This is a genomic window from Paenibacillus sp. Marseille-P2973, from assembly GCF_018101095.1.
In the GTDB taxonomy this organism is placed as follows: domain Bacteria; phylum Bacillota; class Bacilli; order Paenibacillales; family Paenibacillaceae; genus Fontibacillus; species Fontibacillus vini.
The window spans coordinates 515724-541205 of the sequence record NZ_JAGQEH010000002.1; the positions used below are offsets into that span (position 1 = coordinate 515724).

Annotated in this window: 21 protein-coding genes; 2 read left to right on the forward strand and 19 right to left on the reverse strand. The window is 50.6% G+C overall.

From position 1 onward, the window contains the following. Positions 1 to 7: 7 nt before the first annotated feature. The 14 genes from parE to KB559_RS06005 all read right to left on the reverse strand — a co-directional run bounded on the left by parE (position 8) and on the right by KB559_RS06005 (position 16540). The gene (gene parE / locus KB559_RS05940) at positions 8 to 1993 is read right to left on the reverse strand and encodes a DNA topoisomerase IV subunit B (RefSeq protein ID WP_211020786.1); all 1986 of its coding nucleotides are present in this window, start codon (positions 1991 to 1993) and stop codon (positions 8 to 10) included. An 80-nt stretch (positions 1994 to 2073) separates the two neighbouring features. Then, the gene (locus KB559_RS05945; protein WP_247681596.1) at positions 2074 to 3078 is read right to left on the reverse strand and encodes an ABC transporter permease subunit; all 1005 of its coding nucleotides are present in this window, start codon (positions 3076 to 3078) and stop codon (positions 2074 to 2076) included. Continuing rightward, positions 3059 to 4042, reverse strand: a complete 984-nt coding sequence (locus KB559_RS05950; RefSeq protein ID WP_211020787.1) for an ABC transporter ATP-binding protein — start codon at positions 4040 to 4042, stop codon at positions 3059 to 3061. The genes KB559_RS05945 and KB559_RS05950 overlap by 20 nt, the downstream gene beginning before the upstream one ends. An 18-nt stretch (positions 4043 to 4060) precedes the next feature. After that, positions 4061 to 4876, reverse strand: coding sequence for a GDSL-type esterase/lipase family protein (locus tag KB559_RS05955; protein WP_211020788.1), 816 nt, complete (start codon positions 4874 to 4876; stop codon positions 4061 to 4063). Between the two features lie 363 nt (positions 4877 to 5239). Beyond that, positions 5240 to 5746: a DUF4178 domain-containing protein gene (locus tag KB559_RS05960; RefSeq protein ID WP_211020789.1), complete on the reverse strand. Its 507-nt coding sequence runs from the start codon at positions 5744 to 5746 to the stop codon at positions 5240 to 5242. A gap of 40 nt (positions 5747 to 5786) precedes the next feature. Continuing rightward, complete coding sequence (locus KB559_RS05965; RefSeq protein ID WP_211020790.1) at positions 5787 to 6461, reverse strand: PspA/IM30 family protein; 675 nt, start codon at positions 6459 to 6461, stop codon at positions 5787 to 5789. Positions 6462 to 6608: 147 nt separating this feature from the next. Further along, on the reverse strand, positions 6609 to 7130 hold the full coding sequence (locus KB559_RS05970; protein ID WP_211020791.1) for a CAP domain-containing protein: 522 nt from the start codon (positions 7128 to 7130) through the stop codon (positions 6609 to 6611). Positions 7131 to 7255: 125 nt separating this feature from the next. Next, positions 7256 to 8263: a galactose/methyl galactoside ABC transporter permease MglC gene (gene mglC / locus KB559_RS05975; RefSeq protein ID WP_211020792.1), complete on the reverse strand. Its 1008-nt coding sequence runs from the start codon at positions 8261 to 8263 to the stop codon at positions 7256 to 7258. Between the two features lie 25 nt (positions 8264 to 8288). Next, entirely contained in the window at positions 8289 to 9800 is a 1512-nt protein-coding gene (locus KB559_RS05980) for a sugar ABC transporter ATP-binding protein (protein WP_211020793.1), read from the reverse strand. Positions 9801 to 9964: 164 nt separating this feature from the next. After that, complete coding sequence (locus KB559_RS05985; protein ID WP_211020794.1) at positions 9965 to 10993, reverse strand: galactose ABC transporter substrate-binding protein; 1029 nt, start codon at positions 10991 to 10993, stop codon at positions 9965 to 9967. A 187-nt stretch (positions 10994 to 11180) separates the two neighbouring features. Further along, a complete protein-coding gene (locus tag KB559_RS05990) occupies positions 11181 to 12002 on the reverse strand; it encodes an MBL fold metallo-hydrolase (RefSeq protein WP_211020795.1) in 822 nt (273 codons plus the stop codon). Positions 12003 to 12114: 112 nt separating this feature from the next. Continuing rightward, entirely contained in the window at positions 12115 to 13095 is a 981-nt protein-coding gene (locus tag KB559_RS05995; protein ID WP_211020796.1) for a substrate-binding domain-containing protein, read from the reverse strand. Next, positions 13092 to 14882, reverse strand: a complete 1791-nt coding sequence (locus KB559_RS06000; protein WP_211020797.1) for a cache domain-containing sensor histidine kinase — start codon at positions 14880 to 14882, stop codon at positions 13092 to 13094. The genes KB559_RS05995 and KB559_RS06000 overlap by 4 nt, the downstream gene beginning before the upstream one ends. Next, positions 14879 to 16540, reverse strand: a complete 1662-nt coding sequence (locus tag KB559_RS06005; RefSeq protein ID WP_211020798.1) for a response regulator — start codon at positions 16538 to 16540, stop codon at positions 14879 to 14881. Before KB559_RS06005 ends, KB559_RS06000 begins: the two co-directional genes overlap by 4 nt. Before the next feature lie 252 nt (positions 16541 to 16792). On the opposite strand from KB559_RS06005, the gene KB559_RS06010 reads away from it, so the two are divergent. Both KB559_RS06010 and KB559_RS06015 read left to right on the forward strand, forming a co-directional pair. Next, positions 16793 to 17380 carry a C40 family peptidase gene (locus KB559_RS06010; RefSeq protein WP_211020799.1) on the forward strand — a complete coding sequence of 196 codons (588 nt, stop codon included), beginning with the start codon at positions 16793 to 16795 and terminating at the stop codon, positions 17378 to 17380. A 210-nt stretch (positions 17381 to 17590) separates the two neighbouring features. Beyond that, a complete protein-coding gene (locus KB559_RS06015) occupies positions 17591 to 18466 on the forward strand; it encodes an AraC family transcriptional regulator (RefSeq protein ID WP_211020800.1) in 876 nt (291 codons plus the stop codon). Positions 18467 to 18521: 55 nt separating this feature from the next. Here the strand turns inward: KB559_RS06015 and KB559_RS06020 are convergent, their stop codons facing one another. The 5 genes from KB559_RS06020 to nth form a co-directional block, all read right to left on the reverse strand. Continuing rightward, a complete protein-coding gene (locus tag KB559_RS06020) occupies positions 18522 to 18986 on the reverse strand; it encodes a GNAT family N-acetyltransferase (protein WP_247681597.1) in 465 nt (154 codons plus the stop codon). Next, entirely contained in the window at positions 18974 to 20155 is a 1182-nt protein-coding gene (gene purT, locus KB559_RS06025; RefSeq protein WP_211020801.1) for a formate-dependent phosphoribosylglycinamide formyltransferase, read from the reverse strand. Before purT ends, KB559_RS06020 begins: the two co-directional genes overlap by 13 nt. 185 nt (positions 20156 to 20340) lie before the next feature. Beyond that, positions 20341 to 24021: a dynamin family protein gene (locus tag KB559_RS06030; protein ID WP_211020802.1), complete on the reverse strand. Its 3681-nt coding sequence runs from the start codon at positions 24019 to 24021 to the stop codon at positions 20341 to 20343. 238 nt (positions 24022 to 24259) lie between these two features. Beyond that, a complete protein-coding gene (locus KB559_RS06035) occupies positions 24260 to 24544 on the reverse strand; it encodes an NAD/NADP transhydrogenase alpha subunit (RefSeq protein ID WP_211020803.1) in 285 nt (94 codons plus the stop codon). 34 nt (positions 24545 to 24578) lie between these two features. Beyond that, positions 24579 to 25247, reverse strand: coding sequence for an endonuclease III (gene nth, locus KB559_RS06040; RefSeq protein WP_211020804.1), 669 nt, complete (start codon positions 25245 to 25247; stop codon positions 24579 to 24581). Positions 25248 to 25482 lie beyond the last annotated feature (235 nt).

The window sequence follows — 25482 nt, forward strand, 5'->3', positions numbered from 1 at the left end:
TCACCTTCTATTCCTCATACTCCGTGAAATCTACGTTCTCCACAATCCAACGCTTCCGGGGATCGACTTTGTCGCCCATCAGCGTAGATACGCGGCGCTCTGCCTTGGCAGCGTCCTCGATCTGCACCTGAAGCATCGTGCGGGTTTCCGGATTCATCGTCGTTTCCCACAGCTGTTCCGGGTTCATTTCCCCAAGCCCCTTATACCGTTGCAGCTCGAAGTTTTTGCCGAATTCCTTCAGATAGTTCTGAAGCTGCTCGTCGCTCCATGCATAACGGATCGTCTCCAGTTTACCCGACCGGCGGGTAATCTTATAGAGCGGAGGCTGAGCGATATAGACACGTCCGGCGTCGATCAGCGGCTTCATGTAACGATAAAAGAAAGTGAGCAGCAGCACCTGGATGTGCGCTCCGTCCGTATCGGCGTCGGTCATGATGATGATTTTCGAATAATTGCTGTCTTCCACGGCAAATTCCGGCCCGATGCCCGCGCCGATCGCCGAAATGATCGCCCGGTATTCATCGTTCTTCAGAATATCGGCCAATTTGGCTTTTTCCGGATTCATCGGTTTTCCTTTAAGCGGCAGAATCGCCTGGATCTTCGAATCCCGTCCCTGTTTGGCCGAGCCGCCGGCAGAATCGCCTTCGACGATAAACAGCTCGTTGCGCGTAAAATCTTTGGACTGCGCAGGAGTCAGCTTGCCGCCGAGATTGGAGCTTTCGCTCCGCTTCTTGCCCGTGCGCATTTCGTCCCGCGCTTTACGGGCCGCTTCTCTGGCACGCGAAGCCTGGATCGCTTTCTTGATCAGCGTCTGAGCTACTTGCGGGTTCTCCTCCAGGAACAAAGCCATTTTCTCGGCTACGACTGCGTCCACAGCGCTGCGCGCGGAAGCGCTACCGAGTTGGTCCTTCGTTTGACCGACAAACTCAACCTCGGACATTTTAACGCTGATAACCGCCATCATGCCTTCGCGCAAATCGTTGCCATCGAGATTTTTATCCTTTTCCTTGAGCATGGCATTCTTGCGCGCATAGTCGTTCATGACCCTGGTATAGGCAGTCTTGAAGCCTGTCTCATGGGTACCGCCGCCGCGAGTCGGAATCGAATTGACGAAAGAAACCAGCGTTTCCGTATAGCCCGCGTTATATTGCAATGCGACCTCGACTTCGATATCCTCGCGCTCAGCGTAAAAATGAATTACATCATGCAGCACGTCTTTCCCGTCGTTCAAAAATTGAACGAACTGGCTGGCTCCGCCCTCGTAAAAAAACTCGTCGGAACGATCCGACCGCTCATCCTTCAAGGTCACTTTGAGGCCCGAATTCAGAAATGCGATCTCCTGTAAACGTTCCGCGAGCGTATCGTAACTCAGTCCGATTCCATTGACAAACACGCGTTTGTCCGGCTTGAACGTAACCTTGGTGCCTGTCCGGTTCGTATTTCCCAATACCTCCAGGCCCGTCACCGGCTCACCGACATGCTCTATCCCCTTTTTGTCCACCCAATACTCGAACCGCATCCGATGGATTTTACCTTCCCGGTAAATTTCGACTTCCAGCCACTCGGAGAGCGCGTTCGTCACCGATGCGCCAACCCCGTGCAAGCCGCCGGATTTCTTATATCCCGACCCGCCGAATTTCCCCCCGGCATGCAAAATCGTATATACCACCTGCGGTGTTGGAATGCCTGTCTTGTGCATTCCGGTCGGAATGCCGCGGCCATTATCAAATATCGTAACGGAACCGTCTTTGTTCAGCGTAATGTCGATTTTGGTACAAAATTTCGCCAAATGCTCGTCGACAGCATTATCCACAATCTCCCATACCAGATGATGAAGTCCCGACGAGCTCGTACTGCCGATATACATACCTGGTCGTTTACGTACCGCGACAAGCCCTTCGAGCACCTGAATGTCGTCCGCGTCGTATCCCGAAGCCGCATGGCCAGGCTTTGCACCGGAGGCGTCTTCGAACAAATCGATTTGTTCGGCCATTCATGCTCCCCCTTTTAGCTATTATGTAGTCCATGATTTGTACTACAATGCAAACAAATGTTTTGTTATCCTTGTCCATTTTAATTCAATATATCCTGTTTCGTAAAGACAAGGAATGAAACAACCAATGAAACGGCCGCCCAAGCCGCCAGCACTACGAGTGAAAATCCAAGGTTCATTCCTTCGATCGGAGCCGGGGTTCCTGCCAAATAATTGGTTAGTCCAAGATTCACCATAAACAAATATTTGGCGCTTGTCCAGGAAGAAGCCATATTACTGAGAATATTCCCCGCGATTAGCGCCGCCATCATGATGACAATGCTAGCCGCAGTGCTCCTTACCAGCACCGACACCATAAATGCGAGGATCGCGACAACGATACCGACGAACCAGATCAGGCCTGCCTGCATAAAGAGATATTTCCACTGGGGCACCGAGTGCACCGCCGACATGTCCACGTCCGCGCCATGCAGCTGAAAGCCCGTAAATACCGGGAAATTGAATCCTTTATATCCGAAAAAGAGACCCGATATCAGATAGCAGATGATAAAGGAAGAAACCACGATCAGCGATACAAAGAGCAGCAGCGTAATCAGCTTGCTGAGCAGCACCTTCCAACGGCGGACCGGCCGGGTCAGCAGCATCTTCACCGTTCCGCCCGTCCGTTCCGAGGACACGATGTCTGAGCCTATTCCCATGATCAGCAATGGAATGAACAGGGTAGACGCATTGTCCAGAAACTCCCGCGTGAACGAGACGCCTCCCGGTTGGGCCGGGTTTACATCATGCTCCAAATAATATTTCATCTGCTGAATATAGATTTGGCGGTATTTCTTCCATTCCTCCGGCACCCGGTCGCTGCCGAGAGAATTCTGATTGTCGGTAATCGCCTGCTGCACTTCACGGCGCCAGTCCGCCCCGTAGGTTTCTCGTTTGTCCTCGGCTTGCTTCATTTGGGCATATGCAAAAATAGGAACCAAAATCAACAATACCAACACGACAACATAGAATCGTTTCTTCTTGATCATTTTGATCGTTTCGTTTTGAACAAGCGATAACATATGATTATTCAATAGTTTCACCATCCGTCATCTCCAGGAACAGTTGCTCAAGTGTAGGATTGATTTTATGCACGGCGCCTACATGAATCCCTGCGCCGACCAGACTGGCCAACAAACGAGGAATGTCCTCGGGCTGCATTTGTGCCACGACGGCGTTGTTGCCGATTCCGGCCATAATCGCATCGTCGAGCACATCGCCCGCTTTTGAGACCACCGTCACGCCCGCCGCCTTTAACAACGCTTCCCCTTGGTGGCGGGGCTCCAGCTCCCAGACCACGTAATTCGAGCTTCCCTGGATAAGTTCGTTGACTGTTCCTACGGCAAGCACGCTGCCGCGGCTAATGATCGCCACACGATCACAAAGCAATTGGATTTCACTGAGCAAGTGGCTCGACACGAATACAGCCATCCCTTCCTCCGCCAAGCCCTTGATAAATTGGCGGAGTTCCTTAATCCCCTTGGGATCCAAACCGTTGGTTGGCTCATCCAGTATCATCAGTTTAGGCCTGCCGAGCAGAGCCTGCGCGATCCCTAGGCGCTGGCGCATGCCTAGCGAATAAGTTTTCACCTTGTCATGAATTCGCTCGTCCAGTCCGACCATTGCCGCTACCTCGGCGATCCGCGCCCCATCCACACCGGTCATCATTCTAGCGAACTGCTCCAGGTTCTCCCAGCCGGTCAAGTAATTATAAACTTCCGGATTCTCCACGATCGAACCGACATAGGCTAACGCGCGTTCCGGCTCCCGGTTCACTTCGTGTCCGCATACCTTTACGCTTCCTTCCGTAGGACGAATCAGGTCAACCAGCATCCGGATCGTCGTAGTTTTACCGGCTCCGTTAGGGCCTAAAAACCCGAAGATTTCCCCTTCCCGCACCTCAAACGACACATCCCTGACAATCCAGGTACGACCGATCTTTTTCTTTAAATGTTCGACCTTCAAAACGATCTGCCGCGGCTGTTGCCCGGCTTTATTCTGCGCTGCCAAAGTTCTTCACTCCTTGTGTCACTCTTGTACGCCGATCCCCTGTACGATGCGCTCCGCGATGGCCTGATACCCCGTCCCGTTCGGATGGAAATGGTCGCCGGAGAGATACCGGCCGGCCTGTAAAGTAAACAAATCAAACGTAGGCACGACCAGGCCGCCGTCTATGGAAGACATCGTTTCCGCCGCAATGCTGTTCCATTGCGCTACTGCTTTATCCCCGGCATTTTTCAACTCTTTCATATCCGAGAAAGGGTTATACAGGCTGATGTAGACGATCCGGGCTTGTGGATTAATATCATGCAGCTTGGCCAAAATTTCGCTCAAATTTTCCGATGCGCTCTTCACCTTTGCATTCAGTTCCGCTTCCGAGGGCAGCTCCGTCCGGGTCTCCAGCGGCTCCCCTCCTTCGAACAAATCGTTGGCTCCTATTGAGAGCATGATCATGCCGGCCTGTTTAAGCGCATATTGAACCCCCGGTTCGTCCAGCATGGGCAGCAGCTTTTTAGTAGTTAGCCCGTTAATTCCCAAGTTGTTTACGAGTTTACTTTCCGTACCCTGCTTCTTCAATATCTCGACGGTTCTTTTGGCAAAACCTTTCCCCGTATCATCTCCGGTGCCTTTAGCCAAAGAATCTCCGATTGCCGTTACATCCATTGCGGACACTTGTAGCGGGACATTTAATGAATGATCCCCGGGGGATCCGACCCCGTTCGGTTCGCTTGTTACCGGATAAATAACGTCACGCACCGCATATATAAATCCGCATAATAACAGCAGTGTCGACACGGCCGAAATCAGACCCGCCGCCCGCCATATCCGGGACGTAGTGTTCATCTGCAACTCTCCTCCTGTAGAAATAGCCCCTTCTTATTCTCTCCAATTTATGTAATTACCATAAAACTTCTTGAACCAAGAATCAAATTTATCGCAGTCCATGGGATGCTGTTTGCTAATCATAAACTATATAAGATGGACTGGCGAAATGGATATGGGGCAAGTACGTAAAATGTTCCTACGATCGCTGTTGGTTCCAGATTTCTTGATTTTATAAAATCCAATTCGGTTGAAATCCGCTACCAAAGGCGAACGCTCCGCTTCTTCGGAATCATTTTACTACCTTGCCTTTATCATTTTCTTCTTTAGTCCTATATAGTATCGCAAAAAGAGCAGTGCCCATGGGCACTGCTCTACCAGCTTTTAACTCGCTCTGATTACCTTAACGTCGGCAGTTATTACCTTCTCACCTTCATAGAGCATGAAACGTCCGTTTTGCCATTCGATGCGCATTAGCGCAAAATCATCGGACTGGAACTGCCATACATACTGCTCGCCTCCCTGCATAAAGGGAGTACGGCCGGTAACGGTTACCGAGCCAACGTACTCTTCATCCAGGTAATAAGTTCTTCCGTCCAGTTCCATTTCAGACGGAACCTCGTCAGGCGTATCCAGCCGGCCGTCGATCGGGCGGTAGAGCTGATATTGCAGCGTCTCCCGTTCTTCAATCAGCAAATAGCTGATCTTGGCGCCGTCCTGCAGTGTCAGTACGACCGCATTCCGTCCACGGTTATGAACCCGTCCCGTCACTTCATAAGTAACCAAGGACACTTCGCACATATCTCCGGGGGAGAGCGTCAACATGCTCTTTTCCACCTGTGGCGGCTCCGGTTTCGCGAATAGGTTTCCGATTCTTTTCCACATACTCATGAGCTACATTGCCTCGCTTTACGTTCAATTCAAAGCGTTCTTATTTTTGATTGTTGTCGTACTGTTTCAACAAAGCAGCCAGTTCATCTTCAACCGCCTGGTCCTTGCCGAGCTTTTCGAATTCGTCATCCAGATCGGATCCTTTGGAGTTCAATTCGTTGCTTGCTTCGGCCTGCGCTTCCATCTGCATCATTTTTTCTTCCATGCGCTTCAAACCGCTGGCAGCGGAGTCCGAGCTAAAGCCGGTCATCGCCTTGTTGATCTCGTTTTGAGCTTTGGCCGCGTTATAACGGGCTACCAGCGTCTCCCGCTTGTTCTTCATCTCGGTAAGCTGTTTACGCATCTCTTCCAGCTTAGCGCGAAGGTTATCGGCGGAAGTCTTGTTTTGGTCGTAATTCGTTTTATACTCGTTCATCTTCGTTTCAGCGGCTTTCTTCTCTTCCAGCGCACGGCGGGCCAATTCTACGTTTTGGGCTTGAGCGGCCGTATGAGCCTGCTGCGTTCGCTTGGCTACCAAAGCTTCCTGCTCTTCATAAAGCGCCTTGAATTTCTTCTCAATCGCGATTTGAGCGGCGACCGCCTTCTCGGCGTCCTCCAGGTCCTCCTGCATATCACGAATATATTGATCCGTCATCTTGATCGGATCCTCCGCTTTATCAATCATCGCGTTAATATTAGACATGGTCAAATCACGTAATCTTTTAAAAATCGACATGGTTTAGTTGCCTCCCTAAAAATTTTAACTTCTTGATAAATGTTTACGTAGCGATTGTTTCAAGGTTTCATCCTTATTAAAAATATTTTTATTCAAGCAAAAAACACGCCTCATTGGCGTGTCTATTGCTTTCGCGTTTCAATCATCTCAATCTTTTGTACCGATGAATTCCTGAACCCAGTACCCGTTGTAATAACCGACGCCGATGAGATTGTAATTGGCATTTAAAATATTGGCTTTATGGCCCGGGCTGTTCATCCAGTCCTCCACTACCTCTTTGGCGGTTCTTTGCCCCATGGCGATATTCTCGCCTGCATAACGGTATGTGATGTTAAATGAATCCATCATGTCAAAGGGGGACCCGTAAGTAGGTGATGTGTGATTGAAATACTTGTTTTTAAACATGTCGATCGCTTTGGTTTTTGCCATTTTCGATAAATTAGTGTGCACGGTAAGCGGTTTTAATCCCGCTTCAGCCCGCTCCTTGTTGACCAGGGCAACTACTTCAGCAGCCCGTTCGGTCTGAATTTTCGCATAAACTGCCGCTATTTGTTTAGATGAAGCCGCATCAGCCGTACCGCTTCCTGCCGGTACCAGCATCAAAGATCCTGCCAAGACGGAGAAGACAAGGCCCGCAGAAATTCTTCTTAAGTGAGACTTCTTGTTCATCGAAGTTTCTCCTCCTTAGTCAGATGATTCCACAAAAAATGAGTTCCTTGTCACATTTTAACATGTTCCCCGTTAATACGCATGAGAAATAACTGGAAAATTGGAAATAAAAAATGAAAATTCGTTTATTTTTTGGATGCATATTTCCGCATGTCGAATGCAACAGCGGCAACGATAATCGCACCTTTAATGATTTGCTGCCAGTACGGGCCAACCCCGACAAAGGTCAGTCCATAGTTAATTACCGTGAAGATCAGCACGCCGGCCATGACGCCCGGAACCGTACCTATCCCGCCTGTCGTAGATACCCCGCCAACTACGCAGGCCGCGATCGCATCAAGCTCATACATATTCCCGTAGTTGTTGGTGGCTCCGCCCGTTCTGGCGGCCTCAAGGACGCCGGCCAACCCGTACAGCGCTCCTGCGATGGAGTAAATCAGAATCAGGTATTTGTTTACGTTGATGCCGGATACCTTCGCTGCCTGTACGTTGCCCCCGATGGCGTACATGTTTTTACCGAGCCGGGTTTTGTTGAACATGACCCAGACGATGAAACAAACGGCGATCGCAATAATGACGATATAATGCAGCGAAAATTGTCCGATGTGGATGCTTCCTGAACCAAGGTCCGTGAAATCCTTGCGCAGTCCGCCGATCGGCTGTGATTGGTTGGGATCCATATCGAAATACAAAGAGTTGATACCGTAAATCGCGACCATGGTACCGAGGGTGGCGATAAAGGGAGGAACTTTGAATTTGGACACTATGATTCCGTTAATCATGCCGAAGATTAGACCTACGACGATGGCGATGATGATCGGCAGGATCATCCATAATTGCGGGAGATCCGGGAAGAACCGCCGCCCGTATTCTTCCGTTTGAAGCATGGACGCTGATATAACCGCAGTTAAACCCACCATCCGTCCGGCTGACAAGTCGGTACCTCCGGTAATCAGGATAAAGGCTACGCCTAGCGCAATAATCACCCGGGTTGATGATTGAGCCAGTATATCCTGAAGTGTATTCAGTCCGATAAAGCTTGGTTCGTACACGGCAATCCCGATGACGAGCACCGCTAGCACGATATATATCGCATTTTGGGTTACGAAATTTTGTACTTTTCTAATTTCCATGATGTTCTCCTCCTTCTCTTTCTCTCTAATGCTGGGCAGCCAGCCGCATAATTTCCTCTTCCGAGGCCTGGTCTCCATCCAATATGCCCGTCAGTCGACCTTCGGACATAACCATCACCCGGTCGGACATGCCAAGCAGTTCGGGCATCTCAGATGAAATCATGATGATGCTTTTACCTTGCTGGGCCAACTCCGCGATAAGAGAGTAAATCTCGTATTTCGCCCCGACATCGATTCCCCGGGTCGGCTCGTCGAGCAGCAGAATCTCCGGTTCCGTAAGGAGCCAGCGCGCGAGCAGAACCTTCTGTTGATTTCCCCCGGACAAATCCATAATCAGAGTCTTTGGAGAAGGTGTTTTGGTCCGCAACTTCTCTACCATTTTGTTGGTTTCTGTCTTTTTTCTGCGGTCGTCGATCAGTAAGTAAGGCTTTACGTACCGGTCCATATTGGCGATGGCCGCATTCTCGTGTACGGATAATACCGGGAAAATCCCCGTTGTACGTCGTTCCTCAGTCAGCAGCGCCAACCCGTGACGTTTCGCATCGCCGGCGCTTTTGATTCTGACCTCTTTGCCATTGATCGAAATGCTGCCGGACTGAATGTCTCGAAGCCCGAACAAGGCTTCAACCAATTCGGTCCGCTGGGCTCCCACAAGACCGCCCACGCCGAGTATTTCTCCCTTTCGAAGCTCGAAAGACACATTCTTGAACGACTTCGGATCAGGGGAAGTCAAATGATCCACCTTCATAATTACGCCGTTTGGAACGTTATGGCGGTCAGGGAATCGCTGTGTCAAATCCCGCCCGACCATTTTGGAAATAATCAAATCGGTAGTCATTTGGTCCGCCGGCCAAGTTCCGATTTTCTTACCGTCCCGCATGATCGTCACGTCGTCGGAAATACGTAATATTTCTTCCATCTTGTGCGAAATATAAATGATAGACACGCCGCGTTTCTTCAAATCATTAATAATGCGGAACAGATGCTCCACTTCCACACTGGTCAATGACGAGGTAGGTTCGTCCATGACAATGATTTGCGAATGGAATGAAACCGCTTTCGCGATTTCGATGGATTGAATTTTGGAAACCGATAGCTTTCCTACCAGCGTATCCGGACTTATATCAATATCTAACTGTTTAAACAGCTCTTCCGTGTCCCTGAACATTTTGCTATGGTTCACAAATTTGAAGGGAAACCAGCCCCTCAGCGGGAAGCGGCCGAGCCATATGTTTTCCATGACATTGCGGAACGGCACCGGGTGCAGCTCCTGGTGAATCATCGAAACTCCAAGTCTCAGTGCGTCGCTGGAGTTGTTAATTTCGACTTTTTGTCCATTCAAATAAATTTCTCCGCCGTCGGGTTTATAGATTCCGAACAGGCATTTCATTAATGTTGATTTGCCCGCGCCATTTTCGCCCATTAGCGCATGTACGGTCCCGGGTCTAACCTGCAGAGTTACCTGATCCAGCGCTTTGACGCCGGGAAATTCCTTGGAGATATCCTTCATCTCCAATGCATATTTCTGTTCCATCATGGTTCCGCCCCCTAAATTGTTCTATTCCTAAAGAGGCACAGCAAGCGTTCCCTCCAAGACTCTATCCTTCAAGCCATCCATATAAATTGGGAGGTCCGTCCCTTTAGGTTCGAACCTCCCATGCTTAAATTGCTTATGAGAAGTCCTGCTGCGTACGCTGCGTTTTATTTAAAATTAGCTGCGTTATCTTTCGTTACTTTTTGATAAGGAATCCAGACATATTGATTGTCCGTAATCTCGAAGCCTACGCTGTCTTTGTTAATCTCGCTGCCTTTTGCCAGCAGGGAAGCCAACATCACAGCCGCTTTGCCTTGGTTTTCGGCATCGTTGAGCACCGTGCCTAGCATCGTTCCTTGTTCCAGTGCTTGAAGAGCTGGCGCAGTAGCATCCACGCCGACTACCGGCATGAATTTATCGCCTGTAAAATATCCGGCAGCTTTCAACGCTTCGATGGCACCCAATGCCATGTCGTCATTGTTCGCAAATACGGCTTCAATCTTATCTCCATTGGCAGCCAGGAACGCGGCCATCTTCTCTTGCCCTTTTACGCGGTCCCACATCGCAGTATCTTCGGCTACTTTTTCTACCTTAATGCCTGCATCTTCCACCGCTTGAATGGAATATTGCGTGCGCAGCTCGGCATCCTGGTGACCCGGCTCGCCTTTCAGCATGACGTATTGGAGAACGCCGTCGCCGTTTCTATCAGCCGATGAATTGGCTTTCCAGTAGTCGACGATAATTTGACCGGACAAGGTACCGGATTCTTCCGCTTTCGCACCGACATAGTACACTTTATCCCACTTCTTCATATCTTCCGGAAGCGGTTCGCGGTTCAGGAATACAACCGGAGTATCCTTAGCTTTGGCCTTATCGATAATGACTCCAGCTGCAGTACGGTCAACCGGGTTAATGACCAACGCATTTGTTTTCTTCGTCAGGAACAAGTCGATTTTATCGTTCTGGGTTGGCTGGGAATTTTGGCTGTCGACAATGTCTACTTTAGCGATGCCGCTTGCGTTCTTCTCAATGGAATTCCGCACGCCGGTCATGAAAGTATCGTCAAACTTGTAAATGGCCACGCCCACCTTCGGCTCGCCCGCCCCGCCGCTATCTTTGTTTCCGCCGCTGGAGCAGCCTGCCATCGTGGCCCCGAGCACTGCTGCAACTAATAATGCTGTACCGACTTTTTTCATTCTTTTGACCTCCTGAACTGATATCGTTTTCTTTTTATCCTGTTGGTTACGTTTTCATTATGCATGGAATCCTCAAGATTGCGAATCAAATATTCTGAGATGTTCTATGAAAATTCTGAGGATGTTATATTGATCATTTCATACTAAAAAAGCCCCGGGGTTATCCCGGAGCTGGCGCCATCACGCTTTAATGCCGATCATCATCCACATATTTACCTTGTTCCGGGACGGCGAGTTCATCGAAATTCTCGCTTAGCATCTTGAGCCCGGTGCGCAGTTCCTCGCCCGACATCGGCAAACCGTGGCCGGTAACCGCCGTTTCCAGGGGTAATGCAGCCAGCTTGCGCAGAGATTCTTTCGCGGACTCCCAATCCGGGGTAAAATACCTCGGCGGCCCATGTATCTCTTTATTCTGCTGCATCACCGCAAGCGCCGATTCTTGTTTGACCGTAATAAATGCATCCCCGGCGATCAAAGTGCGGTCTTGTTCCCGGTACAAAGAAACCTGCCCCGGACTGTGTCCCGGCGTGGCGATCCATTTCCAGCCTGGCGCTCCAGGGACGGTGCCATCCTCCGGAAGTGGTTGCAATCTGTCTCCTATATCTATGGGGCCGTTCGGATACAACGGGGCCACTCCGGCCATCAGCCCGCCGCCCACGGAAGGATCACCTTCCGGATAATCCCGAAGCCCTGTTAAATAAGGGAATTCCTCAACATGGGCATAGACGGGAACCTTCCAGTAATCCGATAACTCGATCACGCACCCGACATGGTCAAAATGCCCGTGCGTCAAAATGATCGCCTTGGGAGGCCTTCCGTAAATATGATCGGCTTCCTGTATTAGTGCATGCTTAAAGGGACCCAGCCCGGTATCGACAAGCACCCAGTCTCCCCGTTCCGGATGTCCCACAAATGCCGTATTTACGATCAGGGTCCGGACGCACCATAAGTCATCAAGCACCTTGGTCGTATCGACAGTTCCCGTGTGCAGCATATCCTTATCGCTCATCATGATCTCCTTCCCGATTATATAATTGCGGAAATTTCTGGTTCTCCAGTAATTTACCCCGAATATACAAAAATACTCCCCTGCCGGGCAGGGGAGTATATGATGCTGCCGCTTATTTAACAAAAGGAAACAGCAGCTTCTGATTTTCGGGCCACAGCATGTTTTCCAGATCAATGAGCTTTGTATCAGTCGGAATTCGATCCTCCAGCTTTTCTCCATGGGCAGCTTTAACCGCGGCCGCGACCGCCATATATCCGTTATTAAACGGATTTTGCACAACCATCGCCTGAACCGTTTCTTCCTGAAGCAATTCCAGCATTTCAGGCGGATTATCAAATGCGATCATATTGATTTTGCCTCCGTACCCCATTTCCTCCACGGCTCTGCCCGCTCCGATCGAGGATTCCGCGCTCAAAGATACCAGCCCGTCCAGACCTGGATAAGCTGTCAGCATATTTCGCGTTAAACGGTAGGCCAGTTCCTCGTCAGATCCGCAATACTGGATATCCACTACCCGGATTCCCGAGAATCGCGCCACGTAATCCAAAAAGCCTTCTTCCCGCTGGTCGGCATTGCGGGCTCCCTTTACGAAGTTCACGATTCCAATATCGCTTTGTTTGCCGGTGAGTTCCACCAAGCGTTCGGCCGCTTTCTGCCCCGCTTCATAATTGTTCGTTCCGACATAAGTTTTCACTTTTGTGGAAGCGACCTCGGAATCCATGGAGATCACCGGGATCTCGTAATAGGAGCTCCGGTCGGTCACTTGTCCCAGTGCCTCATAATCGCTCGCGGCCAGGATGATGGCGTCCGGCCGGCGAGCGATCGACTGTTCCATCAACTGGATTTGTTCCTTGTAGTCGTTCTCATTTTCGGGTGCGAGAAAATTCAGTTTTACGTTATATTCCTTCGCCGCCACTTCGGCTCCCATTTTGATCGTGCTCCAATAATCCCCGCGGTCCATTTTGACGATCATATCGATCACGGTCGTCTTCTCGCCTTTTTGCAGGTTGCCTGCCGGCGCACAGGAAGCCGTCAACGGCAACATGAATAACAGCAGCAGCAGACCATTCTTCAGCCAGTAACCGAGTTTCATGATTCATCCCCCTCTTTCTTCGGGGTTTCCGGTCTGACGATCGGCAGTTTAATGGTAACGGTAGTCCCTTCTTCCGGCTCGCTTTCATAGTGCAGTCCGTAATCCTTACCGTAGTAAAGGGCGATCCGCTCCTGGACATTGGTGACACCGACTCCCGAGCCGCTTTCGCTGCGCAGCCTTCCGGACAACAGCTTGTCTACGATATCCTGCGTCATTCCGATGCCGTTATCCCTGATGACCAATTCCAGTTTGTTTCCGTTTATCCGGGCGTAAACGCCGATAAAGCCCTCCTCGGCCGATTTCTCAATGCCATGGTGAATCGCGTTTTCCACCAAAGGCTGAAGAATAAGCTTTAGGGTCAAACAATCAAGCGTTTCCGGCTCCGCCTGGATTTCGTAACGGAATTTATTTTTAAACCGGATGGTCTGGATAATCAGATAGTGACGCACATGCTCCAGCTCGTCCGCTACCGGGATAATATGATTTCCTTTGCTCAAACTGATGCGGAAAAACCGCGACAGGGACGTGATCGTCGTCACCACTTCCTCATTACGGCCGAGCTCCGCCATGCGTGTAACCGAGTTCAGCGTATTGTATAGAAAATGCGGATTGATCTGGGATTGCAAGACATCGAGCTCGCTTTTGCGCTTGGCCTCCTGCTCCTGAATGATCTGATCCATCAGTTCCCGTATCCGGCGCAGCATCAGGTTAAACCGCTTCGACAGCTGCTCGACCTCATAGGCCCCGCTGACATACACGTTCGTACCGAAATCGCCCTTTTCCACCATCTGCACGGAACGTTCCAAACGGCGGATCGGCTGAGATATTCTGGCCGAGACGTACAAATTAATAATAAGGATGACGGCAATAGCGGCAAGTAAAAAACCGTACAGGAATCCGCCAAGCTCCTTTTTTGTGGTCAAAAATTCATCCGCATAAGCGACGCCGACGATCTTCCACCCCGCCGGCTTCACCGTCTGGATCGTGATGAGCCGTTGTTCTCCCTCGGAATCGTCAAGATAACTCCCGTATGCGTAATTCAGCACCGGTTCGAGATTCTCATATTTGAGACCTGCATAAATCAGCTGCTGCTGAGGATGATAAACGATATTTCCAACGCTATCGATGATGTAGACGTATCCTTTTTTGCCAAGTCCAACCCTTTGACTGAGTTCATCGATGGTACGAAAGTTAATATCCATGACAAGCACACCTTGCCTTATACGCGAATCGTCGCGGTAGGTAATGCTTTTGCTCATCGATACCACCCAGCGGTAATCCGATTTAAACAAGTTCTGGATATGTGGAGGAGTAAACTGCAGGGTCCCCGGGTTCTGAATCGCCGATTCGAACCAGAGCTGCTCGGTAAGCTTCGTATTTTGCCGCATCGGAAGCTCCGGAACTCCCCGCACCAGGTTCCCGCCTTTGGTGAACAACGCCATGGATACCAGGTCCTTGCGCGTATTCAAAATCGTCCCGAGCTGTTCTCCAAGCTGCCTGTCGTCAGGAATATCGGTAACGGCATTGATCTGCTCCTGGGCTAAATCGAAAATATCCTGCATCCCGCTGACATAGAGTTCCAGATTGGCGTTCACCTGCTCGATAATCTGTCCCAGATTGAGATATGCGTTCGCTTCCGCCGCTTTGGAGAAGCGGTTGAAGAGCAGTGCACTGACCAGCACGACGGCGAGAATGGTAATGGTAATTGAAGATAATGAGATTAACACTTGAATTTTTCTGACATGAAAATTTCTTAGAAAGCGGGAAATGGTCTGCGGTCCTTTCATGCCTTACCGGCTCCTCCCCGGTATTCTTTCGGCGAAATACCGAATTTTTTACGGAAGCAAAAGCTGAAATAGTTCGGATCGGTAAATCCGACCTTCTCCGCAATTTCAAATGCCTTTAAATCCGTAGTCCGCAGCAGTTGCTGAGCCGACTCCATACGAACACCCATCAGGTAATTTACGAATGTCATTCCGGTCTCTTTTTTAAAAATATTGCTAAAATAACCGGTGCTGATATGGAGCTGTTTGCACACCTTGTTAATCGACATATCGCTCTCACCAAAATGCAGCTGTATATATTCCTTGGCTTCCTCCACCAGCTTGTTATAGCTCGTCTGTCTCTCGCTTGCAATGGAGTGCTTCAGCTTCATACATATTCCGGCGAACCAGGCCTTCGCTTCCGCCGCATGCGACAATTTGGATAACATGCCGAGAAACACCGCCCCGTCTCCGAACAGCTTGTCCATATCCACATGGACATCCTGAGACGCTTTAATGACGGCAGTGAGCATCATCAGCAAATAAACCTGGAAATCCTGATACGAAATCCGGCTGTCGAGCAGCCCGCCAAACAGGGAATCAAGAAGATCTCCAAGCTCCTTATCGCTGCCCACCTTCAAGCATCGGATCAGTTCCTTCTCTTTCACTTCATCGAACACAAAGGGAATGATTTGACGGGATTCCACATCATTGATCCAGATCACCTTGTTGCTGCCCAGGATCAATCGATAATCCAGCGCTCGCAGCGCTTCTTGATAGGATAAGGACACATCCCCGATATCCGAAATGGCCATGCCCGCTCCGATCGTAACAGTCAGCTTCAAATAACGCTCCACGCTGATCCGAATTTCCTCCAGCAAATCCAGACTCCGGCCCACCATTTGCTCCATGTCAGCGCTGTCAAAAATGCTGAGCAGCACGACTTCGTCATGATGAATAAATACCTGGTGGTCACCCGGTATCGAGCGGACGATTTCTTTAGCTATGTTCAATACGGCAAACAGCTGGAGCTGAGTATCGTTCGTTTCTCTCAGAGAAAGTGATGAACCCCGTACACTAGACCTTGTTTCGCGGCTTTCGTCCGAAAAAGCGTCATCGATTCTCAAAACAGAGATCATATAACCGGTACCCTCGAGATCAAGATCATAGTGCCAGCTTTTTTCACGAATCTCCCGTTTCGGAAGACGCCGTGATACCAGGGAAGAGAGAAACAAGCTTTGGAGTACAGGCAGATTCTTTCGATAGTGCTCGGTCAGAAGCTGAACATTTTCCCTGGCCGCCCTCTCCTCATCCATCTGCTCCTTGACTTTTTGCAGCACAGCAGCCAGTTCACCGGCCGAGAAAGGCTTGAGCAAATATTCGTCAATGCCGAGGCGGATTGCTTTTTGGGCATATTCAAACTCTTCATAACCGGTCAAAATAATGATTTTGGTATCCGGGTAAGTTTCTCGTATCCATTCGGAGAGCTCCAGGCCGTTCATAAACGGCATTTGGATATCCGTGACCACGATATCTGGCAGGTGCTTGTCCACCAGCTCCACCGCTTCTTTTCCGTTCTCCGCGGTATCGGATACTTGGCAGCCCAGGCTGTCCCAATCGATTAACTGCAGCAGCCCTTCTCTTACATCTTCCTCATCATCAGCCAAAATTAACTTGTACATCGACAACCATCCTCTTCCTTCTCGCATTGCCCGCCTAAGTGCCTTAATTTCCCCCCGATTTTATCCTATCAACCAGCTTTTGTAAATGATTCGGAACGGAGCTTCCCAAATTAAACCACGACCTTAGTCCAGTTTTATTTCCGTCTTCGGTCCGTTTCGCTATTCCCCGAATCGCCGTACCATGATAATATCAAATGGAACATAGAAATATCTGGAATACATAACCAATAATATAATGGCGGTTGAATACTAATGACAAAGAACAAACAAATTTATATTTTACTAAGCAATCCGAATACGGTTGTAGCTAAAATGATCGGCTTATATACACGGGCGCCTTATAATCATGCATCTATCGCGTTCGATCCCGAGCTCCGGGAAGTATACAGCTTTGGCAGAAAACACCCGCTGCTTCCGATGTTCGGCGGCTTCGTCCAAGAGAATATTCATGCCCGCGTGTTCGAAAGAGCCACCTGTGCAGTCTACAGTTATACTGTCAGCGAGGAAACCTATAATGATATGCGAAATTACGTCCGGCAATTCGAAGAGAATCGCGAACTTTACAGCTATAACTTCCTGGGAATTCTAGGAATCGTCCTCAATATGGAGCTGGGCGGAGAAAATTCTTATTTTTGTTCCCAGTTCGTAAGCAGCGTTTTTCAAAATGCGGGCGTCAAGCTCCTCGACAAATCCGCCGGGCTTACAACACCCCATGATTTTTCCAGCTGCTGTCATCTTAAACTGATGTTTCGGGGGGAAATGGAAATCTATCGCCGAAATTATTGCCACCGTAGAAGTGCTGCGGCTTTGGAGCCGGTTTCCGTTTATGCGGCAAATTAACAGGATGATGTCACAAAGGACCGTTAGGCAATTTCCGATTGCCGGACGGTCTTTTTTAGATATCAGAAAGTATAAACTTCGGAGCACTAGCTGCCTGATATCGCAAGAAAAATTTCGCTAAACGCAGCTTATCCTGCATAACTTGCACTGGATTTGTCGGGAACACGTTAAATACCTCTGTTAATCTTACGTTGAAAGGGAGGAAAAACCATGGATTCGTTACTAAGCATGAACCGTGCAATGGAATATATCGAACGGCACCTGGATGGGGAAATCGATATGCGGGAGGTAGCGCGGACGGCCTGTTGCTCGGAATACCATTTCAAAAGAATGTTCTCTTTTCTCGCCGGGGTTCCACTATCTGAGTACATCCGCCGCAGACGCCTTACGCTAGCCGCATTTGATCTGAAGAATAAAGACCTGAAAATTATAGATGTGGCGCTGAAATACGGCTACAATTCTCCCGATTCTTTTGCCAGAGCCTTTCAACTCATGCATGGAATCACCCCTTCCGATGCCCGCAATCACGGTTCAATGCTCAAAGCGTATCCGCAAATGACCTTTCAGTTGACCATTCAAGGAGGGAATGAAATGAATTACAGAATCGTAGAAAAAGATGCTTTTCGTATCGTGGGAATCATGAAAAGGGTCCCTATTGTATTCCATGGAGTCAATCCGGAAATCGCTTCGATGTGGGCCAGTTTAAACGAGGAGAAGATCACCACACTGAAACAATTGTCGGATGTCGAGCCTCAAGGGCTGATCAGCGCATCGGTAAATTTCTCCGAGGAACGTATGGAGGAAAAAGGGGAGTTGGATCATTATATCGGCGCGGCAACTACGAAGGATTGTCCGGAGGGACTGACATCCCTCGAAGTTCCGGCTTCTACATGGGCCGTTTTTGAAGCAGTGGGCCCTTTTCCCGATACACTGCAAAATGTTTGGGGACGCATTTATGCCGAATGGCTCCCCTCCTCGGCTTATGAACTGATCGAAGGACCGGAAATACTGTGGAACGAGAGTAAAGAGATGTCCTCTCCTCATTTCAGAAGTGAGATATGGATCCCTGTCTCAAAGGTAAAATAACATGAAAAAAGCTATGGAAAATGGGCGGACCCCCTTTCCATAGCTTTTATTTCGGTTATGCCAATGGCTTGCTTAAACGGTAGCCTGTGCAGGTAAATCCCGAATACTCATAGAATGATTTGGACGTAATATTGTTGTCTCCGGCTACGGATACGAACATCTGCGAGCTGCCGCGCTCTTTGCCCCAGGTCTCCGCCTCAAGAAGAAGACGTTTCCCGATCCCGGTTCCTCGATGCTTCTCGTCAACTACCAATGCCGTAATGCTAGTAACAGGTTTCATCATATCATGCGTTTGATGCTGCTTTAGAAATATGGTTCCAACCACAACTCCATCCACTTCAGCGACCAAACTGCAAAGTTGTTCGTGACCTTCCAACATCGTAAGGCGTTCTTTCAGCACGCTTGGCGTAGTTGGATAGCGAAGCTGACGCATCAAAGGAAGCATATGATGTACATCATCGCTGCAACATCTGCGGATTGCCAAGGCCGGGGCACAAACCTGATTACTCAATTTGACCATACCACCTTTAATATATTTGCCGCTTGCTTGGCGCGGCTTCGGGCTGTTTCTACATCATCGGCGCTGCTAAGGGCGACAGCCATTCGTCTGCCTGGTTTACAAAGCGGTTTGCCAAAGACGCGAATTTGCGTTCTTGGCAAGCGGAGCGCTTCCTCCATTCCGCCGATCTCAAAGTCCTCCCCTTCGCGGTCGGCTTTTAATGTAGCCGAAGCTCCGGGGGTCAACAGTTCCACCGACGGAATCGAAAATCCTAGAATAGCCCTAACATGCAAGGCAAATTCCGATAAATCCTGGGTCACCATCGTTACCATACCTGTATCATGCGGTCGTGGAGACACCTCGCTGAAGACAATACCCTCCGGGGTCACGAACAGTTCCACGCCGAAAATACCATAACCGCCAAGCGCCTCGGTAATCTTTCCCGCGATGGACTGGGCCTCGAGCAGCTGCTCTTCCGTTAATGGATGCGGTTGCCAAGATTCCACGTAATCCCCGTCTTGTTGAATATGACCGATCGGCGGGCAAAAGATCGTGCCTGAAACGGATCGTACGGTAAGAAGTGTGATCTCGCTCGTAAACGGAACAAATGCTTCCACGATTACGCGCATCTTCTTGGCGCGGGCACCTTCCAAAGCCAGGGTCCAGCAAGTGGATACATCTTCCGGCTTTCGGCAAACACTCTGGCCTTTGCCCGACGAACTCATCAGCGGTTTAATCACACAAGGAACGCCGATTTCCGCCACGGCGGCTTCCAGCTCTTCGAGACTATCCGCAAAGCGGCAGGCGGCCGTCGGCAATCCAAGCTCTTCTGCCGCAAGCCGTCGGATCCCTTCGCGATCCATGGTCAGCAGGGCGGCTCTGGCTGTAGGAATAACCGTAAAGCCTTCCTGCTCCAATTCCACGAGCGCCGGAGTAGCGATGGCCTCGATTTCCGGCACGATAAGGTCCGGGTTTATCCGGACAATCAGGGATTTTAAAGTCTCCTCATCCAGCATATCGATGCAGTAGGCTTCATGGGCTACCCCCATCGCCGGTGCATGCTCATACCGGTCGACAACGATAGTCCGGAGTCCAAGGCGCTGTGACTCTATGATGACTTCCTTGCCCAGTTCCCCGCCGCCAAGCAGCATTATGCTCTTGGCGCGTTCTGTTACAGGAGCACCCCACATGAGTTTTCGGTTCCCCCTTGTTTAGACATCTATCTACATCTATTGTCATGGTTTATGCCGAATAATGCAATAGTCCAAATTTAAGGAAAGCGCTTTTTCGACAAAAAGTTACAAAATTCGAAACTATGCCAAAAATACTTGCTTACCGTTGACGACAAGATAAGAAATCTTTGCCCTCTAGCCGTTTAATCAACAAAAGTCTTAGCCAGTTGATTTAACCGTTCCATTACGGCTGTCCAGTCGCTCTCTTTGCCGGTATCCGAGTCAAGATTCGTAAGGCCCGTCTCCCATTCCGCCCATTCCGCTTCATATCGTGCGGCCAGCGCGGCAAAACGCCGCGTGGTTTCCAGACTGTAATACTCCCCAAGTCCGTGACCGGCTTCTTCCACCGCTTCTTTCAGGATATCTCCGATCGGCTTGTCGAGCGCTTCACGAAGTTTCTGCTTACCGCCGCCTTCGAAGAAAAATTTAGGAGTTTTAAAATAACCTGCATAGTCCCGTGCGCTCATTCGCTGTTCCAGCATTCCTTCTTTTAATTCTGGCGTAACCCATGAATAAGATGAGGCATCCAAGTTTCCAAAAGCAGGAACATTTCTTAATGCGGACTTCACCTGGTCAAGCCATTCCTTATTACGGACGGTCAGGATCGCGTCGCCCTTCTTCTCCAGTCTTAAGGAAGTCGCCTGGAGCTCGCGCTCCAGTTCTACCGACAATTGGCCGAGCCAACCGCGAAAAGAAGATGCGAATTTTACTTTGAGATCGCCTCCATCTTCCTGAAGCAGGGTCGGATGAAAAAATTCGTGGAACAGGTCTCCCGCAAGAAGCTGGAGCCGATTACGAACGTGGAACAACAGCTCTCCGGCCTCCTGCCGGAGCAGCGGGCCAGGGCCACTCTCCGCAAGGTTTTTCAACAGCCACGCAAATTCCTGTTTGTCCGCGCGGATCATACTCAGCCTCTGCTCACGCTCTTCCTTGCTCTGAGCCATCGCATCGTTCAACTCCTGCGCCCGTTCCATCACGGTATGCAGTTCACGTCCGGCAGCGTCGAAGGCAAGACCGGTAAGCTCTTTGCCGATAAAATCAAAGAACACTTCTTCGAACCCGGCAAATCCGGAGGCTGTAAACAAACCGGCGTCGCCTGAAGTTTTGGCTGACAATGCGGTAAGACTGGAAACAGCATGAATCTGCGGCTGTTCGATCCCGGCACCGCGCAAACCGCCCTCCACATGTTCCATGACCGAAGCCAATTCCTCTCTGGTCGATGCCAAATCCGAGGCATTCACAATAAAGAACATCTTGTCGAGCGCGAAGCTCCCCTTCACTCTTCCCAGGTGGGCCAGAAACTGGCGATCTGCCCGGGAAAAAGCGTGGTTATAGTAAGTCACGTACAATAATGCGTCACTGTTTCTAATATATTGAAATGTCACGCCGGTATGACGGGCATGAATCGAATCGGCCCCCGGCGTATCTACGATCACTATCCCTTGTTCCGTCAACGGGCATGAATAATAGAGATCCATCTGCTCCACAAAGCAAGCCTTACTCTCCTCCGCCACATAAGCGGCAAAGCCTTCAAGTCCGGCGGTTTCTCTAGTGCCCAGACGGGAAGCGTTGTCGTCCCAGCCGATGGCCGCAGCCTTTAAGAAGCTGTAATGGGCGCGCCCCGAAGGCGGGACATCCACGGCCCGAAGCTTTTGAACTTCGGCCTTCCAGCTTCGTTCCTTCCAAGCGCCCAGTTGAAGTGCTTCAAAGGAGTATGCAAGGTCCCCCCGCATCGCTTCCGGCGACTTGAAGATGACCGCCGCTTGCCCGTGCTCCATGCCATCCGCCGGAGCTAGAATCCGGTTGATCGCCGCGGTTGTCGGATGCGGAGATACCGGCAGTACCTGCGCGCCAAGCAGCGCGTTCGCGAAGGAGGATTTACCCGCGCTGAACGCCCCGAACAGCGCAACCGTAAAGCGGCCGCCCGACAGATGGGCCGCGCGGGCGCGCAGCTCCCTTACCCCCGACCCGAAGGCCGGGTAAGGGGCCAGCGCCTCCGCCGCGGCTTCCAATGCCGCGGCCGCATCCGTGAGCCGCTGCCGGCCTGCGGCGGCGGCCTGCGGCGCCAAGGCGGCGCGCGGCGTCAAGCCCGCATCAGTCGGCGCGGGCGCGTTCACGCGCGCCGCCTGCGCCGGCTGCGGTGCAACCGGCCGCCGCGCCGTGACGTCCCTCACCTCCGGCAGGAGGCCGGGAGGGAGGGACGGAGGAGGGCCGAGCAGCGCCTGAAGGCGCTCGGCCCTCTCGTTTGCGGCAGCGCGCTGCGCTTGCAGGCGCGCCGCGGCCGCGGACCGCGCGAGCAGCGTCTCGCGCTGCGCGGCATGGTCCGCCCGCGCCGCCGCCAGGCGCGGCGCGAAGGCGTCAAGCAGCCCGTCCGCGAGGACGAGGGCTGCGCGGCGGTATCGGCCGGTAATGCCGGCCGCGACATCGGCGGTATAGTGAAGCGTATACTCGCCGGACACGACCGCGCCTTCCCTGGCCGGACCGCTGATCCAAGCTTCCTCCGCCACGGGAAGAGCTTCCTCCATCCGACTTTCCCAAGCCGGGTCCCAAAGCTCAAGGCTCCGGCCAAACTTGCGCAGCAAATCCCGTACATGCCAGTCAACCTGCGCGTCGACTTGTTCCTTCAGCTTCGCCAGGAACTCATCTCTTCGACGCTCCTGTTCCCGCTGCGTTTTGCCGCGTTGGAACAACAGCCCCGTCTTGAATCCGGGCTGTCTGCTTTCCAAATACTCTCCCGCTGCTTCTCGAAGCGCCGGAGTCATCAAATACGCGCTTCCCAAAAGTGTATCAAGTTCCCCGATCCACTCACGGCGAAGCTTATCTATTTTGTCATCGCTATTTTCCAGCTCCTGATCAAGAGCTGTAAGCTTTTGTTGCCAAATCTCAACGCGTCCTTCGCCTCCTGCTTCCGATAGCAGTCGTTCTTCCGTTTCTTCTTCTGCTGCCGTGCAGCGTTTAAGAAACTCCTCGCCACCGTGACGCAGTGAGCAGGCAACGCTATACTCAAGAAGTCTTTGAGGATCCTTCAGGAGATCATGTATCGTTTGTTTCAATAATGGAAGCATATTGAGCGGGTGTTCAGGCTCTTTGAGCGAGATGTAAAATATCCCTGCGGAAACAATCCCCCACAGTTCAAACGCCTGCTCCACCGAAGCCCTGTAAGCCTCAAACTTCAATTCCTGTTCCCGATGCTTGTCGATCTGGTTCACCACAAGATAAAGCGGCTTGCCCCAGTCAGCGAGCCTCCGGGCGAAGGACAAATTGCTTTCGGACAGCACATGATTATAATCCATCACATAAAAGACGACATCAGCCAGGTGCAGCGCCGAATTTGTCGCTAACGCATGTGCGGCATCCCCGGAATCCACGCCCGGGGTATCCAGCAGCACTCCGTGGCTGCCTAGAAGCGGAATATCATCCCAAACAGACACCATTTCATAGGAAGCTCCGTCCCGGCAGAATTCGTCCAACTGATCCCGCCTTACTTCAAGCGGTTGTTTTCGTTTTCCTTCCGGATTTAACGGATCAATAGCCGGGGTTAGCATCGCTTTGGGCGGTCCGTTATATAGTGCCGCTATATTTGCCGTTGTCGGAAGCGGACCGGAAGGCAGCATGGGCTTGCCGCACAATGTATTGATCAGGCTGGATTTTCCCGCTGAGAAATGCCCGCAGAATGACAGCGTTAAATTTCCTTCCGACAATTTTTGGCGGAGATCCGAATTCTCTCGTTGTACCAAAGCGTCGCCGTGAGAGGCGTACCATTTTTCCAACCGTTCAAGTTGTTCTTGCAATGTGATGTCAGAGCGGACTGTAATCGTTTCCATCATTAGCACTCCTTCTTTCCGTCTTGATCCTAAGACAAGGCCGGAAAGTCCAATTGTCTTAATTTTTCTCTAACACTTTTTTAAACACATTCATTTTAACCTACCTTAATTCGACTTGGAAGTCTTCTGCCTTTAATCCGTCAAATTAATTCATAAATCACTTTAAAATTCTCCGACTAAATAAAAATCGGCCGCCGGAACAAAGTCCCGACGACCGAATCAACAACATCTTAATTTTTTACAAGGAAGCCGCTTCAATTTCATCCGCATCGGACGGAATCAAAATTTCGAACACTTTACCGTGCTGCAAAATCGTGATACCTTTGTTGCGGTCTTTCATAACTACCACTTCCGGTTTAACGGACATACGCTCAAGATAGTGCTTAGGCACTTCACCAGAATCGCTGACTGTCACACCTTCCAGTTCGCGCTCGTCATTTTCCTGCAAATCGATCTCAATGACTTTCTCAAATACATCGGAAAACAATTCAAAATTGTCAGTATAAACAGAAATACATTTCATGGGTTCCCATCCTCTACTATCGTTGTCTTTTTTGTCACTCTTCTATATTTTTACTGACTTGTGACCTTTTCATACGTTTCTTGCCTTCCCTGCACACGTCAAGCAACGGGCAAACCTGGCAGTTGGGGTTCTGGGCTTTGCAGTGATATCGTCCGAAAAAGATCAGCCGATGATGCGTCAATGTCCATTCTTCCCGAGGAACCCGCTTCATCAACTTCTTTTCGACTTCCAACACCGAATCTTTCCAATTCGCCAGCCCAAGCCGCTTGCTGACCCGCTCGACATGCGTATCGACCGCGATCGCAGGTACTCCGAAGGCATTTGAAACGACTACGTTTGCCGTCTTTCTTCCGACACCCGGCAATTCAACGAGCTTATCATGTTCGCTCGGCACATCACCGCCATACTGATCTATCAGAATACGGCACAGATTATGGATGTGCTTGGCTTTGCTCCGGAACAGGCCGATTCTACGGATATCCTGTTCCAGCTCTTCCAGCGGGACAGAGACATAGTCTTCGGGTGTCTTGTATTTTTGGAACAAATCCGCGGTCACTTTATTAACGGTCGCATCCGTACATTGCGCCGACAACAGCACAGCGATCGTTAATTCAAAAGCGTTGCTGTGATCGAGCTCGCAATGCGCGTCCGGAAACATAGCGGCTATGGTGTCCAGGATATGGCGCACCCCTGCAGCATTCATTCCCCCACCCCCTAGAGGTAATTTACTAATTCGTCTTTTGATCGCGAAGAATTGCTTCGAAGTAAACTCGGCATCGAATCTTGCATTCAGCCGGGCCTTCCGGTGCTCATGTAGGCTTCTCCTACACTCCGCTCCTCTGTCCCTAGCTTCTTGCAACCTTCTCGGCGCTGAAAAGCCAAATTATTAAATCTTCATCCTTCTAACAACCTTCTACCGCCCAAAAGAAGCTTTTCTG

Excerpts from the sequence above, each read along its gene's own strand:
- KB559_RS05995 (WP_211020796.1), bottom strand. The coding sequence starts at position 13,095 with ATGAAACTCGGTTACTGGCTGAAGAATGGTCTGCTGCTGCTGTTATTC.
- KB559_RS06015 (WP_211020800.1), top strand. The coding sequence starts at position 17,591 with ATGGATTCGTTACTAAGCATGAACCGTGCAATGGAATATATCGAACGG.
- purT (WP_211020801.1), bottom strand. The coding sequence starts at position 20,155 with ATGTGGGGTGCTCCTGTAACAGAACGCGCCAAGAGCATAATGCTGCTT.
- KB559_RS06020 (WP_247681597.1), bottom strand. The coding sequence starts at position 18,986 with ATGGTCAAATTGAGTAATCAGGTTTGTGCCCCGGCCTTGGCAATCCGC.
- KB559_RS05990 (WP_211020795.1), bottom strand. The coding sequence starts at position 12,002 with ATGAGCGATAAGGATATGCTGCACACGGGAACTGTCGATACGACCAAG.
- KB559_RS05965 (WP_211020790.1), bottom strand. The coding sequence starts at position 6,461 with ATGTCGATTTTTAAAAGATTACGTGATTTGACCATGTCTAATATTAAC.
- parE (WP_211020786.1), bottom strand. The coding sequence starts at position 1,993 with ATGGCCGAACAAATCGATTTGTTCGAAGACGCCTCCGGTGCAAAGCCT.
- KB559_RS05945 (WP_247681596.1), bottom strand. The coding sequence starts at position 3,078 with ATGGTGAAACTATTGAATAATCATATGTTATCGCTTGTTCAAAACGAA.
- KB559_RS06010 (WP_211020799.1), top strand. The coding sequence starts at position 16,793 with ATGACAAAGAACAAACAAATTTATATTTTACTAAGCAATCCGAATACG.
- KB559_RS05985 (WP_211020794.1), bottom strand. The coding sequence starts at position 10,993 with ATGAAAAAAGTCGGTACAGCATTATTAGTTGCAGCAGTGCTCGGGGCC.
- KB559_RS06035 (WP_211020803.1), bottom strand. The coding sequence starts at position 24,544 with ATGAAATGTATTTCTGTTTATACTGACAATTTTGAATTGTTTTCCGAT.
- KB559_RS06030 (WP_211020802.1), bottom strand. The coding sequence starts at position 24,021 with ATGGAAACGATTACAGTCCGCTCTGACATCACATTGCAAGAACAACTT.
- KB559_RS05970 (WP_211020791.1), bottom strand. The coding sequence starts at position 7,130 with ATGAACAAGAAGTCTCACTTAAGAAGAATTTCTGCGGGCCTTGTCTTC.
- KB559_RS05960 (WP_211020789.1), bottom strand. The coding sequence starts at position 5,746 with ATGAGTATGTGGAAAAGAATCGGAAACCTATTCGCGAAACCGGAGCCG.
- KB559_RS06000 (WP_211020797.1), bottom strand. The coding sequence starts at position 14,882 with ATGAAAGGACCGCAGACCATTTCCCGCTTTCTAAGAAATTTTCATGTC.
- KB559_RS06005 (WP_211020798.1), bottom strand. The coding sequence starts at position 16,540 with ATGTACAAGTTAATTTTGGCTGATGATGAGGAAGATGTAAGAGAAGGG.
- mglC (WP_211020792.1), bottom strand. The coding sequence starts at position 8,263 with ATGGAAATTAGAAAAGTACAAAATTTCGTAACCCAAAATGCGATATAT.
- KB559_RS05955 (WP_211020788.1), bottom strand. The coding sequence starts at position 4,876 with ATGAACACTACGTCCCGGATATGGCGGGCGGCGGGTCTGATTTCGGCC.
- nth (WP_211020804.1), bottom strand. The coding sequence starts at position 25,247 with ATGAATGCTGCAGGGGTGCGCCATATCCTGGACACCATAGCCGCTATG.
- KB559_RS05980 (WP_211020793.1), bottom strand. The coding sequence starts at position 9,800 with ATGATGGAACAGAAATATGCATTGGAGATGAAGGATATCTCCAAGGAA.